Origin of the sequence: Kitasatospora sp. NPDC004799, from assembly GCF_040609095.1 — a bacterium.
Taxonomy (GTDB): Bacteria; Actinomycetota; Actinomycetes; order Streptomycetales; family Streptomycetaceae; genus Kitasatospora.
Genome location: NZ_JBEXJK010000048.1, coordinates 15,881 through 31,863, shown reverse-complemented (window position 1 = coordinate 31,863; position 15,983 = coordinate 15,881). Strand labels below are relative to the sequence as shown.

Genomic DNA, 15,983 nt, shown 5'->3' with positions numbered 1-15,983 from the left:
CCCGCGCTGGGACCCCGCCAGGACCGCCGCGGCCGTCCCGCGGCAGCCCGCAGGTTCGCACCGGCCCTCGCCCGTGCGAACCGGCAGGGGGTTCATCGCTCGCATGTGCGGCACTATGATCGGCTTAACGGCCGCACCTGCGACCAGTCCCTCGCGCCCCGTCCGGCGCGCACCCCGGAGGGGAAGCACCGATGAGCACCCGTACGCCCACCGCCCGCAGGCTCGCCGTCGCCGTCTCCGCGGCCCTCGTCCTCGGCCTCGGGGCCACCGCCTGCGGCAGCGACGGCACGTCCTCCGGCTCCACGGCCTCCTCGGCCGCCTCCCCGGACGGCTCCGGCACCGGCGGCGTCCCGAAGGCCTCCGGCACCGTCACCGTCTTCGCCGCCGCGTCGCTGAAGGAGACCTTCACCGAGCTCGGCAAGAAGTTCGAGGCCGCCAACCCGGGCACCAAGGTCACCTTCAACTTCGGCGGCAGCTCCAGCCTCGCCACCAGCATCAACTCCGGCGCCCCGGCCGACGTGTTCGCCGCCGCCAGCCCGGCCACCATGAAGACCGTGACGGACGCGGGCGGTGCCGCGGGACAGCCGGCGACCTTCGTCAGGAACACCCTGACCATCGCCGTTCCCCAGGGCAACCCCAAGCACATCACGGGCCTCAAGGACCTCACCGCCTCCGGCGTGAAGGTCGCCCTGTGCGCGAAGGAGGTGCCGTGCGGCGCCGCCGCCCGGACCGCGCTCAAGGCCGCCGGCCTCGACCTCACCCCGGTCACCCTGGAGCAGGACGTCAAGGGCGCGCTCACCAAGGTCGAGCTCGGCGAGGTCGACGCCTCGCTGGTGTACCGGACCGATGTGCACGCCGATGCTGCGAAGATCGACGGTGTGGACTTCCCCGAGGCCGAGAAGGCCGTGAACGACTACCCGATCGCCGCTCTCGCCAAGGCGCCGAACAAGGGCGGCGCCGCCGCCTTCGTCGCGTACGTCCAGTCGCCGGAGGCCAGGCAGGTGCTGACCGCGGCGGGCTTCCAGGCGCCGTGAACGACCGCACCACCGGCTCCGGGGCGGACCGCCCGGACCACCCGAGCCCGCCACGGAGTCCCCGCCCACGAAGCCGCCGCCCGAGGAGCCGCCGCCCGCACCGCGTCCCGGCCACCCTGCTGCTCCCGGCGCTGCTCGGGCTCGCGTTCCTGGTCCTGCCGCTGGTCGGCCTGCTGATCCGGGCGCCCTGGAGCGGCCTGTCCGAACAGCTCACCAGCACCGCCGTCTGGGAGGCGCTGCGCCTGTCGCTGATCAGCGCGACCGCGGCCACCGCGGTGTCGCTGGTCCTCGGCGTCCCGCTGGCCTGGCTGCTCGCCCGCACCGAGCTGCCGGGCCGGCGGGTGATCCGGGCGCTGGTCACCCTGCCGCTGGTGCTGCCGCCGGTGGTCGGCGGTGTGGCGCTGCTGCTGGTGCTGGGGCGGCGCGGCATCGTCGGCTCCTGGCTGGACTCCGCTTTCGGCATCACCCTGCCGTTCACCACCACCGGGGTCGTGATCGCCGAGGCGTTCGTGGCGATGCCGTTCCTGGTGATCAGCGTCGAGGGCGCGCTGCGGGCCGCCGACCCCCGCTACGAGGAGGCCGCCGCGACCCTGGGCGCCTCCCGGCTGACCGCGTTCCGGCGGGTCACCCTGCCGCTGATCGCCCCGGGGATCGCCGCCGGGGCCGTCCTGGCCTGGGCCCGGGCGCTCGGCGAGTTCGGCGCGACGATCACCTTCGCGGGCAACTTCCCGGGCCGCACCCAGACCATGCCGCTGGCCGTCTACCTCGCCATGGAGTCCGACCCGCAGGCGGCGATCGCGCTGTCGCTGGTCCTGCTGGTGGTCTCGGTGGCCGTCCTGGTCGGCCTGCGCGACCGCTGGCTGTCGACGCCGTGACCCCGCCCGCCCGCACGCCCTCCGCCACTCCCCCGGCCACGACGGCCGCACCCTCCGCACCCTCCACGCCTTCCGCGCCGGGCGCACGGCACGCGCCCGGCGCACCCGCCGCACTGGACACCCCGGACACCTGGACGCCGCCCCGATGACCACCGACAGCCGCCCCGGCCCCGCGCTGGACGCCCGCCTGCGGGTCGAGCGCGCCGCGTTCGCCCTCGACCTCGCCCTCGCCGCCGCCCCCGGCGAGGTGGTGGCGCTGCTCGGCCCCAACGGCGCCGGCAAGTCCACCGCCCTGCGCGCCCTCGCCGGGCTGCTCCCGCTCACCGGCGGCCACCTGCGCCTGGACGGCCGCCTGCTGGAGGACCCGGCGCAGCGCGTGCACACCCCGGCCGAGGAGCGGCCGGTCGGCGTGGTGTTCCAGGACTACCTGCTGTTCCCGCACCTCAGCGCGCTCGACAACGTCGCCTTCGGCCCGCGCTGCCAGGGCCGCCCCAAGCGCGAGGCGCGGGCGGAGGCGGCCGGCTGGCTCGACCGGATGGGCCTGGCCGACCACGCCTCGGCCCGCCCCGGCCGGCTCTCCGGCGGCCAGGCCCAGCGGGTGGCGCTCGCCCGCGCCCTCGCCGTACGCCCCCGGCTGCTCCTGCTGGACGAGCCGCTGGCCGCCCTGGACGCCCGCACCCGGCTCGACGTACGGGCCCAACTACGGCGCCACCTCGCCGAGTTCGAGGCTGTGGCGGTGCTGGTGACGCACGACCCGCTGGACGCCATGGTGCTGGCCGACCGGCTGGTGGTGATCGAGGACGGGCGGGAGGTGCAGTCCGGCAGCCCCGCGGAGGTCGCCCGGCGCCCGCGCACCGACTACATCGCCCGGTTGGTCGGGCTGAACCTGTACCAGGGCCGGGCCGAGGGCACCCGGGTCACGCTCCCGGACGGCACGGTCCTGGCCACCACCGAGGAGCTGGACGGCCCGGCCTTCGTCGCCTTCCCGCCGTCCGCCGTGACGCTGTACCGGGAACGCCCGCGGACCAGTGCGCGCAACCTGTGGAAGGCCGAGGTCACCGGGCTGGACCTGCACGGCGACCAGGTCCGCGCCGAGCTGGCCGGCGACCTGCCGATGGCCGCCGACCTCACCCCGGCCGCCGTCGCGGAGCTGGAGCTGGCGCCCGGCGTCGCGGTCTGGGCCTCGGTCAAGGCCACCCAGACCCACGCCTACCCGGCCTGACGGCCCGCCGACCGGATCACTCCGACGGTTCGACGAACCCCGACTCGTACGCCGCGATCACCGCCTGGGTGCGGTCCCGCGCGCCCAGCTTCGCCAGCACGCTGCTGACGTGCGTCTTCACCGTCTGCACGCCGAGGAACAGCTGCTCGGCGATCTCCCCGTTGCTGAGGCCGCGCGCGACCAGCCGCAGCACCTCCGCCTCGCGCTCGGTCAGCGCCGCCCGCTCCATGGCCGCCCGCGCGGTCGGGTTGCCGTGCCCGGCCGCCAGCCGGCGGATCGCGGACGGGAACAGCAGCGACTCGCCCGCCGCCACCAGCCGTACCGCGTGGGCGATCTCGGCCGGGCGGGTGCGCTTGAGCAGGAAGCCGTCGGCGCCCGCGCGCAGGGCCTGGTAGACGTAGTCGTCGTTCTCGAAGGTGGTCACGACCAGGATCCGCGGCGGGCGCTCCCCCGGCGCCCCGGGGCGCAGCAGCTCGCGGGTGGCCGCCAGGCCGTCCAGCACCGGCATCCGGACGTCCATCAGCACCACCTGCGGGCGCAGCGCGCGGGCCAGGGCGACGGCTTCGGCACCGTCCGCCGCCTCGCCGACCACCCGCAGGTCGCCCTGCGCCTCCAGGACGGCCCGCAGGCCGGCCCGGACCAGCTCCTCGTCGTCGGCGAGCAGGATGTCGGTCGTCCCGGCGGTTCCCCCGGCCGGTCCCGGCGTCACAAGATCGTTCGTCACGAGCCCAAGCGTAGGGGCAGGCGGACGCTCAGCACCCATTCCCCGTCCCCCTCCGCCATCGGCCCCGCCGTCGCCTCCCCGCCGAGCAGCGTGGCGCGTTCGCGGATGCCGCGCAGCCCCTTGCCGCCCTTGCGCGTCGCACCCCTGCCCGCCCCGCCGGCCCCGCCCGCCGGGGGCCGCGCCGCTCCGGCCGCCGAACGTCCGCCGCCGGGCAGCCGGTTGGCGCAGCGCAGCTCCAACTGGCCGTCCCGTACGGCGACCCGGATGTCGAGCGGCTCGCCCGGCGCGTACTTGAGCGCGTTGGTGACGCCCTCCTGGACGATCCGGTACGACTCGCGGGAGAGCACTCCCGGCAGGGTGCCGGGCGGCACCTGGACCCGCGCCTCCACCGGGTGGCCGGCCGCCCGGGCGGTGTCGAACAGCGCGGGCAGCTGGTCGATCCCGGGCTGTTCGGTGGCCGCGCCGTTCGCCCCGGCCGGGGTCTCGCGCAGCAGCACGAGGGTGCGTTCGAGGTCGTCCATGGCCTGTCGGCCGGTCTCCTCGATGACTTCGAGCGCCTTGGCGACGAAGGCCGGGTCCCCGACCTCGCGCGCCGCTCCCGCCTGGAGGACGGTCACCGTCAGGGCGTGGCCGATCGAGTCGTGCAGCTCCCGGGCCAACCGGTTGCGCTCCAGCAGCCGTTCGGCCCGCAGCTCCGCCTCGGCCAGCCGCTCCGCCGGGGACGGCCCCAGCAGCCGTACCGCCATGGCGAGTTGGAGGCGACCCGCGTACACCAGGAACCAGCCGAAGCCGAGCACCAACAGCGGGGTGAACGGGAGGTACCACAGCACCCGCGGACCGGTCAGCGCCTCGTAGCAGGTGGCGAGCCCGAGGACCGTCGCGAATCCGACCGCCGTGCCGAGCGCGACCCGTCCGATCAACCAGCCGGCCGTGCGCCGCCGGTCGGCCCAGGTGCGGGAGGGCTCGACGGCGATGTCCTCCTCCCGGTCGGGCACCAGCAGCAGCCGGGCCTGCACCCCCTCGGCGCGCCGCGCGGCCGGCACGAGCGCGACCAGCGCGAGCAGCAGGGTGTCCAGCGAGACGCTCGCCGTCAGGATCTCGTCGAGGCTCTTGCCGTACGTCCCCGGATAGACCATCAGCACGATGCCCGCGAAGATCCACCCCACCAGCAGGTGCAGCAGTCGCGCGTACGTGGCACCGGCCACCAGGGGCGCGACGAGCCCGGGCACCACGCGCCCCGGCAGGGCGGTTCCGGACACCGCGCTCTTCAGCGCTGCGATCTTGGACATTGGGCCATCCTGCCAGGTCGGCCACGGCCGCAGGCTCCCGCTCCGGTCTCCGATCGTCTCCCTCCCGGGAGGGAGACGGCTCCCCGCCCCGGCGGGATCCGCCGCACCGGCCCGCTCCGGTCGAATGGAGCCACCGCCCGGGGCCGACCACGGCCAGCACGGGCGGAGAACACCATCGAGACGAGGGGAGCGGGCCGTGATCGAGATCCGGGGTCTGACCAAGGAGTACGACGGCCGGCGCGTCGTCGACGACCTGACCTTCGAGGTCCGGCCCGGCGTGGTGACCGGCTTCCTCGGCCCGAACGGGGCCGGCAAGAGCACCACCATGCGCCTGGTCCTCGGCCTCGACCGGCCGACCACCGGACACGCCCTGGTCGGCGGCCGGCCGTACGTCGAACTCCCGGACCCGCTGCGGACCGTCGGAGCCCTGCTGGACGCCCAGGCGCTGCACGGCGGCCGGACCGCGCACGGCCACCTGCGCTGGCTCGCCGCGAGCAACGGGCTGCCGGCCCGCCGGGTCGACGAGGTGCTCGGTCAGGTCGGCCTGGCGGACGCGGCCGGACGGCGGATCCGGGGCTTCTCGCTCGGCATGCGCCAGCGTCTCGGGGTGGCCGCCGCACTGCTCGGCGACCCGCCGGTGCTGCTGCTGGACGAGCCCGTGAACGGCCTGGACCCGGAGGGCATCCGCTGGATCCGCACCCTGCTGCGCGACCTGGCCGTCGAGGGCCGGGCGGTGCTGGTCTCCTCCCACCTGATGACCGAAATGGCGCTCACCGCCGACCACTTGGTGGTGATCGGGCGCGGCCGGCTGCTCGCCGACGCCACCACCTCCGAGTTCATCGACCGCCACGGACGCACCCGGACCAGGGTCCGCGCCGTCGACGCGACCAAGCTCGCCGCCCTGCTCCGCGACCCCGGCCACGGCCTCGACGCCACCGAAGTCGACGGCGGCGCCTGGGAGGTGAGCGGCGCCGAACCCGAGCGGATCGCCACGCTCGCCGCCGCCAACGGCGTGGTGCTGTACGAGATCGCCGTGCAACAGGACTCGTTGGAGGAGGCGTTCATGCGGATGACCGCCGACAGCGTCGAGTACCGTGCGGAGGCCGCCGCATGAGCGCGCCGACGCTTCCCGCACCGCTTCCCGCGCCGCCCGCCGCGCCCCGCACCACGGCTCCGGCCACGCGACCGGCCACGCGTCCGGCCCTCGACGCGTTCCGCGCCGAACGGATCAAGCTCACCACCCTCCGCTCGCTCTGGATCCCCCCGCTGGTCGCCCTGGCGCTCACCGCCGGGGTCACCACCGCGATCGGCGCGTCCCTCGGCGACAAGGACGACAGCCTCACCGTCGACCCCGGCGTCGGCGTCTTCTACGGCCTCAACTTCGGCCAGGCGGCGCTGATCTGCTTCGGCATCCTGCTGATCGGCCAGGAGTTCAACACCCGCATGATCGACGCGTCGCTGACCGCCGTCCCCCGGCGCGGCCGGCTGTACGGCGCCAAGCTCGCGCTCGGCGCACTGGTCGGGCTGACGGTCGGCGCCCTCGCCACGGCGGGTGCCTTCGCCGGGTACGCGGCCACCGCCCCCGGCGGCTGGGACGGGCCCGCCTTCGTCCGCGCCGCCGTCGCCGGGGTGCTCTACCAGACGCTGCTGGTGGTGCTCTGCCTCGGGACGACGGCCCTGCTGGGCAACCTCACCGCCGCCATGGGCCTGCTGGTCCCGTCCCTCTTCCTGCTCTCGCCACTGCTCAGCGGCGTCCCCGGGGTGCGCCGGGTGGTGCAGTTCCTGCCCGACCGGGCCGGCCAGTACGCCCTGCGGTACGCCGACGACCCGCAGGTCGGCTACGGCCACTGGACCGGACTGCTGATCATGGCGCTCTGGACGGCCCTGGCGGCGTACGGCGGCCTGCGCGCCCTGCGGCGCGCCAGGTGAGCCCGGCCGAGCGGGACGTGGTGCTTGGGCGAGACGAGAAACGAGAAGCGAGAGACGGGAGACGGGAGATGGGAGCGAGAATGAGCACGATGACCGACGCGCTGCGCGCCGAACGGGTCAAGTTCACCACCCTGCCCTCGCAGTGGGCGGCCCCGCTGGTCGCCCTGGTGCTGACCGTCGGCATCACGGCGGCCGTCAACGCCGCCTACGGGGCCAAGGACCACACGCCCGGCGAGGACCCGGCCGGCGGGATCTTCTACGGGCTGCTCTTCGGCCACGTCGCGGTGGCCTGCCTCGGCATCCTGCTGGTCGGGCAGGAGTTCAACACCCGCATGATCAGCACCTCGCTCACCGCCGTCCCCCGGCGCGGCCGGCTGTACGGCGCCAAGCTCGCGCTCGGCGCCGGGCTGGGCCTGCTGCTCGGGCTGGCATCGACGGCGGGGTCGTTCCTGGCCGTCGGCAGCACCGTCGGCCTGGACCTCGCCACCCCGGGGCTGGCCCGCAGCTTCCTGGCCGGCGTGCTGTACCACCCGCTGATGGTGCTGCTCTGCCTCGGACTGACCGCCATGCTGGGCAACTTCAGCGCCGCGCTCGGCCTGCTGACCCCGATGGTGTTCCTGGGCACCACCTGGCTGGCCGCCATCCCGGGTGTCCGCGAAATCGGCCAGTTCCTGCCCGACCGGGCCGGCCTGTACGCGACGCGCACCCAGCCCGAGCCGGGCATCCACTACGGACACTGGACCGGGCTGCTCATCATGGCGGCATGGACCGCCCTCGCGGTCTGCGGCGGCCTACGGGCGATGCGGCGGTACGAGCAGGGCTGACCACGAGGAACGGCGGACGGGTCGTGGCGAACAGATGACAGCGAACAGATGACAGATTTCGAAATCTGTCATCTGTTCGCTGTCATCTGTCATCTGTTCGCCGTCGCCGACCGACTGTCGTCCGCCGCCCCGTCAGCGCAGCGCCGGATGCTCCGCGATCACCGTGCAGCTGCCCGGCGCGATCTCGGTGAAGCCCGCGTCCTGGACCACCGGCAGCCCGCTGCGGACGAGTTCCTGCCAGGCCTCCGGCGTGGCCGTCCGGACCGCGAGCGCGAAGCCGGCCTCGGCCCACTCCTTGCGCTGCGCCTCGTCCAGCCGCCACCACGCGAGCTGGGCGGCGTGCCCGGTCTGCGCCATCGTCTTGCCCGCGCTCATCTCCAGCTCGGGGTTGAGCCACAGCACCGGCAGCCCGGGCTCGGGCGCCCCGACCTCCGCCGTCTCCTCCAGGTCCGTCCCGGACACCTGGAGCTTCGCGAGCTCCTTCGGCCAGCCGTCCAGCGGGACCGGCGGGAACACCCGCACCTCCGCCTCGCGCCCGTGCACCGTGACGCCCGGCAGCTCGCCCGCCCGACGCCACTCCCCGCCCCGGGCCCGCCGGACCACCTTGCGGATCCGGGCGTCCTCCCAGGCCACCACCCGCTCCGCCCACTCGCCGTCCGCCTCGGTCACCCGCGGGTCGGACAGCAGGGTGAGCACCGCCCGCGCCGAGGTCTCCAGCGCGTCCGTCCGCCCCGGCGGAGTGGCCTTCTCCAGCCGGACGACCAGCGGCAGCACGTACTGCGGCCGCTCGTCGCGGTCCTCGCGCCCGGGAGCCTCCGGGGCCTCCGAGGCGTCGGGGGCTTCCGGGGTCGCCGGGCTTTCCGGGACGTCGACGGGGTCGACCGCCGGAGCGGTGGAAGCCGGAGCAGCGGAGGTCGGGGAAGCGGAAGTCGGGTCATCGGAAGAAGTCACCCGTCCAGGATGCCAGCCCCGCCCCGGCCGTCCCGCCCCACCCCGTCAGCGCCGGTAGCCGCGCTGCGGATCGCGTTCCTCCGCGTCCTCGTACATCAGGAACCAGCCCTCCGGGTGGGTGGCCGACAGCAGCATCTCCGTGCGCTGCTCCGCCCCCAGCTCCGCGTCGCCGTCGTCCGGCCCGTAGACCCCGAACAGTTCGTCGTGGCAACCGTCCCAGTCGTAGTCGTACAGGTCGGCCGGGAGGTCGCCCATCATGTCCGCCACCGACTCGGGCTGCGCCCCGAGCAGCGCCCGGGCGTCCACCAGGGCCATCCGGAGCGCGATCTCCTCCGCCAGGCAGCGCGGCAGCGGCCACTCGCCGAGCGCGAGGTCGTCGGCGAGGTCGTCGAAGGCCCGGGCCATCGCGCGGCGCCACCCCCGGTGCATCCGCCAGGTGCGCTGGGGGAGCCGGGCGAAGACCGTCCAGTCCGCGTCCTCGCCGTCGACGACCGGCTCGTCCCCGTGCTCGTCGAAGTCGTCGTACGCGGCGTCGGCCAGGCCGATCAGCTGGGCGTGGAGCAGGCAGGCGGTGCGCGGGGTGAGCGTCCAGTCCGCGCCCGCGCCGCCCTCCTCCTCGTCGCCCTCCAGCGGGAAGAGCTCGGCGAAGTCGGGGGTGAAGTCCTCCGTGACGCTGATCTCGAGCGTCCCGCCGAGCGCCTCGACGCCGGGGATGGCGGCCACCAGCCGGTCCGGATGGAGCAGCGCGCCGAGCGCCGCGTTGGCGTCCTCGGTGACCTCGCGCAGCAGTTCGCGGCGCTGGCCGGCCGGGTCGATGCCGTCGAAGTCCAGTTCCTCGACGGCCCTGATCGCGGCCGCGCGCAGGGCCGGCCAGTCGGTGATCCGCAGGCCCAGCACCACCGTCGCCTCGATCTCCTGCGCGCCGGAGTCCTCCGCCGCGCCCGGCCCCTGTGGATGATCGCTTCGCTCGCCCATGGGGCTAACGGTACGGCCTTTCGGGCCCCCGATCACCGGTCCGGACCAGCTTCCGGATGCCTTCTCGGCCACCGCCCGGCCCTGCCTCTGTCACCCGGACGCAGGAACTTGGCAGGATGCGTCCCATGGCTGACATCAACGAGTACGGCGGCGGGCAGGGCCCGAACGCCGACGTCCTGGTCGTGACCACCAACGACATCCCCGGCTTCCGGGTCGACCACGTGATCGGCGAGGTCTTCGGGCTGACCGTGCGCAGCCGCCACATCGGCAGCCAGATCGGCGCCGGTCTGAAGTCGCTGATCGGCGGCGAGCTGCGCGGTCTGACGAAGACCCTGGTCGAGAGCCGCAACGAGGCGATGCAGCGGCTGATCGAGCAGACCAAGGCGCGCGGCGGCAACGCCGTCCTGATGATGCGCTTCGACGTCACGGAGGCGGCCGACGTCGGCACCGAGGTCTGCGCCTACGGCACCGCCGCGGTCATCTCCCCGGCCTCCTGACGCGCCCGTCCACGCCTGTCGGCTCTTCGTTCGCGCCCCATCGTCCACACCCGCCGCCGACATCCTGCCGGAACCCGGCGGGGCCCCGGTGGGCCTGGGTGGGAACAGCCGTCAGGCCCCGGATGTTTCACGGGCGTGACTGTTTACGGTGCAACGAACAGCGTTCAGCGACGCGTGGACGTCCTGGTGGTGGGCGCCGGGCAGGCGGGCCTGTCCGCCGCCTACCACCTGCGCCGCCGCGGCTTCGCCCCCTACCGGGCGGGCGCCGACGGCGGCTTCGTCGTGCTCGACGCCGACGCCGGCCCGGGCGGCGCCTGGGCGCACCGCTCGCCGTCCCTGCGGATGGCCACCGTGCACGGGTTCCACGACCTCCCGGACGCCGAACTCCCGCCGCCGGACCCCGAGGCCCCCGCGCGCGAGGTGGTGCCGGGGTACTTCGCGGCGTACGAGGCCCGGCACGCGCTCCCGGTCGTACGCCCGGTCACGGTGCGCGCCGTACGCGCCGAGTCCGAGGACCCCGCCTCCCGACTGCTGGTCGAGACCGACCGCGGCACCTGGTCCACCCGCGCGCTGATCAACGCCACGGGCACCTGGACCCGCCCCTTCCTCCCGCACTACCCCGGCCACTTCGCGGGCCGCCAGCTGCACTACGCCGAGTACCGCGGCCCCGAGGAGTTCGCGGGCCGGCGCGTGCTGGTGGTGGGCGGCGGCGCCTCGGCGATCCAGGTGCTGTCGGAGGTGGCGGCGGTCGGCGAGACGGTCTGGGTCACCCGCTCCGAGCCCGTCTTCCACGACGGACCGTTCACCCCCGAGTACGGGCGCGCGGTGGTCGCCAAGGTCGAGGAGCGGGTCCGGCAGGGCCTGCCGGTGCGCAGCGTGGTGAGCGTGACCGGGCTCGGCCCGTCCGTCGCCTACCGGCGCGCCAAGGAGCTGGGCGCGCTGCACCGCCGGCCGATGTTCGACCGCCTGACCGAGCACGGGGTCGCCTGGGGCGACGAGGAGCTGGCGGTGGACGCGATCGTCTGGGCGACCGGCTTCCGGCCCGAGGTCGGGCACCTCGCCCCGCTCGGGCTGCGCTCCCCCGGCGGCGGCATCGCGCTCACCGGCACCCGCGCCACCGCCGACCCCCGGGTCCACCTGGTCGGCTACGGGCCGTCCGCCAGCACCATCGGCGCCAACCGGGCCGGCCGCGCGGCGGTCAACGACCTGGTCGGGCTGCTCGGGGACCCGGCGGTGGAGCCTGCGGTGGAGGGCGCCGCGGGTCTCGCCGTGGAGCCCGTCGCCGTCTGAAGGCTCAGCGGTCGTAGTCGACGGTCACCCGGTCGGTGAGCGGGCGGGCCTGGCAGGTGAGGACGTAGCCGGCCGCCAGCTCCTTCTCCTCCAGCGCGAAGTTGCGGCGCATCTCCACCTCGCCCTCGGTGACCAGGGCGCGGCAGGTGCCGCACACCCCGCCCTTGCAGGCGAAGGGCAGGTCGGGGCGGGAGCGCTGGGCGCCGTCCAGGATCGAGCGGTCCTGCGGGAGGCAGAGCGTGCTGCCGCGGCCGTCGAGGACGACGGTGACCTCGCTCTGCGGGCCGCCCGACGCCCCGTCGGACGAGGCGTCGCTCCGGTCCCAGTCCTCGTCGCGCTCCGGGAGCGGCTCGTCCTCGGCGTGGAAGAGCTCCTGGTGCACCCGCTCGCCCGGCACGCCCAGCTCGGCGAGCAGGTCCTTCGCCCCGACGACCATGCCGAACGGGCCGCACAGCCACCAGTGCCCAACGCTCCCGACGTCCACCAGCGCCGCCAGCAGCGCCCGTACCCGCTCCGGGTCCAGCCGGCCGCTGAGCAGTTCGGCGTCCCTGGTCTCCCGGGAGAGCACGTGGACCAGCTGGAAGCGGCCGAGGTAGCGGTCCTTCAGGTCGGCCAGCTCGTCCGCGAACATCACGGTGTCGCTGCGCCGGTTGCCGTAGAGCAGGGTGACGGTGGAGCTGCGGTCGGCGGCCAGCACGGAGGCGGCGATGGACAGCATCGGGGTGATGCCGGAGCCGGCCGCGAGCAGCACGTGGTCGGCCGGGACGCCGAGTTCGGGGGTGAACAGGCCGGACGGTGTCAGCACCTCCACCTCCTCGCCCGGCTCCGCCTCGCGCACCAGCCACCGCGAGAACAGCCCGCCGGGCACCTCCCGGACGGCGATCCGCAGCGGCCCGCCGACCGGGGCGCAGATCGAGTACGAGCGGCGCTCGTCGGTGCCGTCCACCACCTTGCGCAGGGTCAGCGTCTGCCCCGGCCGGAAGGCGTACTCCTCCGCCAGCCCGTCCGGCACCGCGAAGGTCACCGCGACGGCGTCCTCGCAGAGCCGCTCGACCCGGTCGATCCGCAGCCGGTGGAAGGCCGGACGACGGGCGGGGCGGACGCCGGACGGCCGGTCGGCGGACGACTGGCCACCGGACGCCGGGACGTCGGACGTCCGGACGTCGGCGGCGGCGGACACCGGGGCGTCGGCGGAGTCGGGCGACCGGACGTCGGCGGAGGCGGGCGGGACGGCGGCGGGCATTCAGATCTCCTTGACGCGTTCGAAGGGCTCCCGGCAGGCGCGGCAGCGCCAGAGCGCCTTGCAGGCGGTGGAGCCGAAGCGGGACAGCTCCTCCGTCTCCGTGCCGCCGCAGAGCGGGCAGGGCACCCGGCTCTCGGCGGTCCCGGTGCGGGTCGGGCCGAGGGTGAGCGCCACCGGTCCGACCGCGACGGACGTGACGGCCGCGACGGACGTGACGGCCGCGACGGACGTGACGGCCGCGACGGCGGAGGTCGGGCGCGGCGGGGCGATGCCTGCCTCGGCCAGCTTGCGGCGGCCCTCGGCGGTGATCAGGTCGGTGGACCAGGGCCGGTCCAGCCGCAGCCGCACCCGGACGTCCGGGTACCCGGCCGCGCGCAGTCGGCGGTCCACGTCGGCGGCCATCTCGGCGACGGCGGGGCAGCCCGAGTAGGTCGGGGTCAGCCAGGCGGTCACCGCGCCGCTGTCGCCGTCCACCTCGACCTCGGCCAGGACGCCCAGGTCGGCCAGGGTGAGCATGGGCAGCTCCGGGTCCGGGACGGCCCCGGCGACCGCCCGGGCCAGGTCGCGGGGCGTCGGGCCGGGGGCGGCGCTTGCCGCGCCAGCCGCGCCTGCCACGTGTGCCGGACCGGCTGCGCCCGCCGTCGTGTCGCCCGTCACCATGTCGCCCCCGGGTGGGCGCGGGCCACCACCTGGAGTTCGGCGAGCAGTGGGCCGAGCGCCTCGGTGTGCACGCCGTCCCGGCCGGCCCGGCCGAGCACGGTGGCCAGCGGGGGGACGTCCGGCACGGTCAGCCCGGCCTCGGCGAGGACGGCGGCGAGCGAGCGCAGCACCGGTTCGCGCAGGGTCGCCGGGTCGACGCCGGCGCGCAGCTCCACCGGGTGCGCCGTGAACAGCTCCTCCAGCAGCGGCCAGACCGCGTCCAGTCCGGCCTGCATCCGCCCGGCGGAGTACGGCGTGCCGTCGCCGAGGCGCAGTGTCCAGGCGGTGGCGTACTCCCGGTGGTACGCCAGTTCCTTGACCCCCCGGGCGGCGACCGCCGCCAGCACCGGGTCGGGGTGGGCACTCAGCGCCTCGTAGAGGGCGCCGCGCGCGGTGGAGAACAGCAGCAGCCGGGCGATCGAGTACGCGAAGTCGCCGTTCGGCGTCTCCACCAGGCGGACGTTGCGGAACTCGTGCTCCTCCCGCCAGTACGCCAGGTCGTCCTCGGTGCGACCGGTGCCGTCCGCCTGGCCGGCCCGGGTGAGCAGCAGGCGGGCCTGGCCGAGCAGGTCGAGGCCCAGGTTGGCGAGCGCGACCTCCTCCTCCAGCTCGGGCGCCCGGGTGCACCACTCGATCAGCCGCTGGGCGAGGACCAGGGCGTCGTCGCCCAGCATCTGGCAGTAGGCGGCGAGGTCGGCGCCGTCCAGACCGGCGGGCAGCGCGGTGTCCACGCCGAGCAGCGGGTCGGCGAAGCCCGTTCCGTACGCCCAGCGGCCCTCGCCCTCGGGACCGGGGGTGGCGTCGGCGAGGCTGAGGTAGACGTGGTCGTCCGGGTCCGCGCCCGGGCCGGTGGCGGTGCCGGTGGTGGAGGTGGTGTGGTCGTGCACGGTGGCTCCCCCGTCAGATGTGCGGGACATCCTCGGGGATGTCGTAGAAGGTCGGGTGGCGGTAGACCTTGTCGCCGCTGGGCTCGAAGAACGGGTCGCGCTCGTCCGGGGTGGAGGCGGTGATCGCGTCCGAGCGGACCACCCAGAGGCTGACGCCCTCGTTGCGGCGGGTGTAGAGGTCGCGGGCGGCGAGCAGGGCCATCCGGTCGTCGGAGGCGTGCAGCGAGCCGACGTGGACGTGGTTCAGCCCGCGCCGGGGGCGCACGAAGACCTCGTACAGCGGCCAGTCGGCCTTGGACCCGGCCGGGGAGCCAACCTGGGGGTCGGTCACTTTCCGTTCTCCTGTTCGGTGGCTTCGGTGGCTTCGGTGGCTTCGGTGGACGCCGTGGAGTCCTCGGGTCCGGTGGGTTCACCGGCCGCGGCGGCTTCGGCGGCGCGCTTGGCCGCGTAGGCGACGGCCGCCTCGCGCACCCAGGCACCGTCCTCGTGGGCGGCGCGGCGGCGTTCGATCCGCTGGGCGTTGCAGGGGCCCTGGCCCTGGATGACCCTGGTCAGCTCGGACCAGTCCGGCTCGCCGAAGTCCCAGCCGCCGCGCTCCTCGTTCCAGCGCAGCTCGGGGTCCGGGAGGGTGACGCCCAGGTGCTCGGCCTGCGGAACGGTCATGTCGACGAAGCGGCGGCGCAGCTCGTCGTTGCTGTGCCGCTTGATCCGCCAGGCCATCGAGCGGGCGGTGTTCGGCGAGTCGGCGTCCGAGGGGCCGAACATCATCAGCGAGGGCCACCACCAGCGGTCCACCGCGTCCTGGACCATCCGGCGCTGGGCCTCGGTGCCGCGCATCAGCGTCATCAGGAGCTCGTAGCCCTGGCGCTGGTGGAAGGACTCCTCCTTGCAGATCCGCACCATCGCGCGGGCGTAGGGGCCGTAGCTGCAGCGGCAGAGCGGGACCTGGTTGCAGATCGCGGCGCCGTCCACCAGCCAGCCGATCACGCCGACGTCGGCGAAGGTGAGGGTCGGGTAGTTGAAGATCGAGGAGTACTTCTGGCGGCCGGCGATCAGCTTCTCGGTGAGTTCGGCGCGGTCGACGCCGAGGGTCTCGGCGGCGGCGTAGAGGTAGAGGCCGTGGCCGGCCTCGTCCTGGGCCTTGGCGAGCAGGATGGCCTTGCGGCGCAGGGACGGCGCCCGGGTCAGCCAGTTGCCCTCGGGCTGCATGCCGATGATCTCGGAGTGGGCGTGCTGGGCGATCTGGCGGATCAGGGTGGCCCGGTAGGCGTCGGGCATCCAGTCCCTGGGCTCGATCCGCTGCTCGGCGGCGACGACCGCCTCGAACCGGTCCTCCGGCGTCTGCGCGGGGACCGCCTCGGCCACCTCTGCTGTCACCACGGGTCCCCTCTCGTGTCCTGCCCGGTCGGTTCGCCGGAGTGCCGACCGGCCAACCGACTGACCGTTCGGTCGGTACCATTGTGCGCGGCGGGGCGAGGGGATGGCAAGGTGCGCAAACGGATAACAGCTGACAGATTTCAGAATCTGTCAGCTGTTATCTGTCG

At 74.9% G+C, this 15,983-nt stretch carries 17 protein-coding genes; 8 read left to right on the top strand and 9 right to left on the bottom strand.

Features of this window, described 5'->3' with window-relative positions:
- Positions 1-191: 191 nt before the first annotated feature.
- The 3 genes from modA to ABZW03_RS09595 all read left to right on the top strand — a co-directional run bounded on the left by modA (position 192) and on the right by ABZW03_RS09595 (position 3,131).
- The gene (modA, locus tag ABZW03_RS09605) at positions 192-1,034 is read left to right on the top strand and encodes a molybdate ABC transporter substrate-binding protein (RefSeq protein ID WP_355254349.1); all 843 of its coding nucleotides are present in this window, start codon (positions 192-194) and stop codon (positions 1,032-1,034) included.
- The gene (locus tag ABZW03_RS09600; protein WP_355254347.1) at positions 1,031-1,909 is read left to right on the top strand and encodes an ABC transporter permease; all 879 of its coding nucleotides are present in this window, start codon (positions 1,031-1,033) and stop codon (positions 1,907-1,909) included. The genes modA and ABZW03_RS09600 overlap by 4 nt, the downstream gene beginning before the upstream one ends.
- A gap of 145 nt (positions 1,910-2,054) precedes the next feature.
- Positions 2,055-3,131 carry an ABC transporter ATP-binding protein gene (locus ABZW03_RS09595; protein WP_355254345.1) on the top strand — a complete coding sequence of 359 codons (1,077 nt, stop codon included), beginning with the start codon at positions 2,055-2,057 and terminating at the stop codon, positions 3,129-3,131.
- A gap of 16 nt (positions 3,132-3,147) precedes the next feature.
- Here ABZW03_RS09595 and ABZW03_RS09590 read toward each other — a convergent pair whose 3' ends face one another.
- A complete protein-coding gene (locus ABZW03_RS09590) occupies positions 3,148-3,855 on the bottom strand; it encodes a response regulator transcription factor (RefSeq protein ID WP_355254343.1) in 708 nt (235 codons plus the stop codon).
- Positions 3,852-5,144, bottom strand: a complete 1,293-nt coding sequence (locus ABZW03_RS09585) for a histidine kinase (protein WP_355254341.1) — start codon at positions 5,142-5,144, stop codon at positions 3,852-3,854. Before ABZW03_RS09585 ends, ABZW03_RS09590 begins: the two co-directional genes overlap by 4 nt.
- A gap of 196 nt (positions 5,145-5,340) precedes the next feature.
- Between ABZW03_RS09585 and ABZW03_RS09580 the strand changes: the two genes are divergently transcribed.
- The 3 genes from ABZW03_RS09580 to ABZW03_RS09570 all read left to right on the top strand — a co-directional run bounded on the left by ABZW03_RS09580 (position 5,341) and on the right by ABZW03_RS09570 (position 7,897).
- Complete coding sequence (locus tag ABZW03_RS09580; protein WP_355254339.1) at positions 5,341-6,258, top strand: ATP-binding cassette domain-containing protein; 918 nt, start codon at positions 5,341-5,343, stop codon at positions 6,256-6,258.
- The gene (locus tag ABZW03_RS09575) at positions 6,255-7,073 is read left to right on the top strand and encodes an ABC transporter permease (RefSeq protein ID WP_355254337.1); all 819 of its coding nucleotides are present in this window, start codon (positions 6,255-6,257) and stop codon (positions 7,071-7,073) included. The genes ABZW03_RS09580 and ABZW03_RS09575 overlap by 4 nt, the downstream gene beginning before the upstream one ends.
- 80 nt (positions 7,074-7,153) lie before the next feature.
- Complete coding sequence (locus ABZW03_RS09570) at positions 7,154-7,897, top strand: hypothetical protein (protein WP_355254335.1); 744 nt, start codon at positions 7,154-7,156, stop codon at positions 7,895-7,897.
- 132 nt (positions 7,898-8,029) lie between these two features.
- On the opposite strand, the gene ABZW03_RS09565 is transcribed toward ABZW03_RS09570, so the two are convergent.
- Both ABZW03_RS09565 and ABZW03_RS09560 read right to left on the bottom strand, forming a co-directional pair.
- A complete protein-coding gene (locus tag ABZW03_RS09565; RefSeq protein WP_355254333.1) occupies positions 8,030-8,848 on the bottom strand; it encodes a peptidyl-tRNA hydrolase in 819 nt (272 codons plus the stop codon).
- 45 nt (positions 8,849-8,893) lie between these two features.
- A complete protein-coding gene (locus tag ABZW03_RS09560) occupies positions 8,894-9,823 on the bottom strand; it encodes a hypothetical protein (protein WP_355254331.1) in 930 nt (309 codons plus the stop codon).
- 125 nt (positions 9,824-9,948) lie between these two features.
- On the opposite strand from ABZW03_RS09560, the gene ABZW03_RS09555 reads away from it, so the two are divergent.
- The gene (locus tag ABZW03_RS09555) at positions 9,949-10,320 is read left to right on the top strand and encodes a YbjQ family protein (protein ID WP_355254329.1); all 372 of its coding nucleotides are present in this window, start codon (positions 9,949-9,951) and stop codon (positions 10,318-10,320) included.
- 174 nt (positions 10,321-10,494) lie between these two features.
- Complete coding sequence (locus ABZW03_RS09550; RefSeq protein ID WP_355254327.1) at positions 10,495-11,610, top strand: NAD(P)-binding domain-containing protein; 1,116 nt, start codon at positions 10,495-10,497, stop codon at positions 11,608-11,610.
- Between the two features lie 4 nt (positions 11,611-11,614).
- Here the strand turns inward: ABZW03_RS09550 and paaE are convergent, their stop codons facing one another.
- From paaE to paaA, 5 genes are read right to left on the bottom strand one after another with little or no spacing between them, the layout of a single operon-like run.
- Positions 11,615-12,853 (bottom strand): 1,2-phenylacetyl-CoA epoxidase subunit PaaE, encoded by a 1,239-nt coding sequence (gene paaE / locus ABZW03_RS09545; protein ID WP_355254325.1) that lies wholly within the window; start codon positions 12,851-12,853, stop codon positions 11,615-11,617.
- Entirely contained in the window at positions 12,854-13,468 is a 615-nt protein-coding gene (paaD, locus tag ABZW03_RS09540) for a 1,2-phenylacetyl-CoA epoxidase subunit PaaD (RefSeq protein ID WP_355254323.1), read from the bottom strand.
- Between the two features lie 38 nt (positions 13,469-13,506).
- Positions 13,507-14,439, bottom strand: a complete 933-nt coding sequence (gene paaC, locus ABZW03_RS09535; RefSeq protein ID WP_355254321.1) for a 1,2-phenylacetyl-CoA epoxidase subunit PaaC — start codon at positions 14,437-14,439, stop codon at positions 13,507-13,509.
- Between the two features lie 13 nt (positions 14,440-14,452).
- Positions 14,453-14,770 carry a 1,2-phenylacetyl-CoA epoxidase subunit PaaB gene (gene paaB / locus ABZW03_RS09530; protein ID WP_355254320.1) on the bottom strand — a complete coding sequence of 106 codons (318 nt, stop codon included), beginning with the start codon at positions 14,768-14,770 and terminating at the stop codon, positions 14,453-14,455.
- Positions 14,767-15,804: a 1,2-phenylacetyl-CoA epoxidase subunit PaaA gene (paaA, locus tag ABZW03_RS09525; protein ID WP_355254351.1), complete on the bottom strand. Its 1,038-nt coding sequence runs from the start codon at positions 15,802-15,804 to the stop codon at positions 14,767-14,769. Before paaA ends, paaB begins: the two co-directional genes overlap by 4 nt.
- Positions 15,805-15,983 lie beyond the last annotated feature (179 nt).

Excerpts from the sequence above, each read along its gene's own strand:
- modA (WP_355254349.1), top strand. The coding sequence starts at position 192 with ATGAGCACCCGTACGCCCACCGCCCGCAGGCTCGCCGTCGCCGTCTCC.
- ABZW03_RS09595 (WP_355254345.1), top strand. The coding sequence starts at position 2,055 with ATGACCACCGACAGCCGCCCCGGCCCCGCGCTGGACGCCCGCCTGCGG.
- ABZW03_RS09585 (WP_355254341.1), bottom strand. The coding sequence starts at position 5,144 with ATGTCCAAGATCGCAGCGCTGAAGAGCGCGGTGTCCGGAACCGCCCTG.
- ABZW03_RS09575 (WP_355254337.1), top strand. The coding sequence starts at position 6,255 with ATGAGCGCGCCGACGCTTCCCGCACCGCTTCCCGCGCCGCCCGCCGCG.
- ABZW03_RS09570 (WP_355254335.1), top strand. The coding sequence starts at position 7,154 with ATGAGCACGATGACCGACGCGCTGCGCGCCGAACGGGTCAAGTTCACC.
- ABZW03_RS09560 (WP_355254331.1), bottom strand. The coding sequence starts at position 9,823 with ATGGGCGAGCGAAGCGATCATCCACAGGGGCCGGGCGCGGCGGAGGAC.
- ABZW03_RS09555 (WP_355254329.1), top strand. The coding sequence starts at position 9,949 with ATGGCTGACATCAACGAGTACGGCGGCGGGCAGGGCCCGAACGCCGAC.
- paaE (WP_355254325.1), bottom strand. The coding sequence starts at position 12,853 with ATGCCCGCCGCCGTCCCGCCCGCCTCCGCCGACGTCCGGTCGCCCGAC.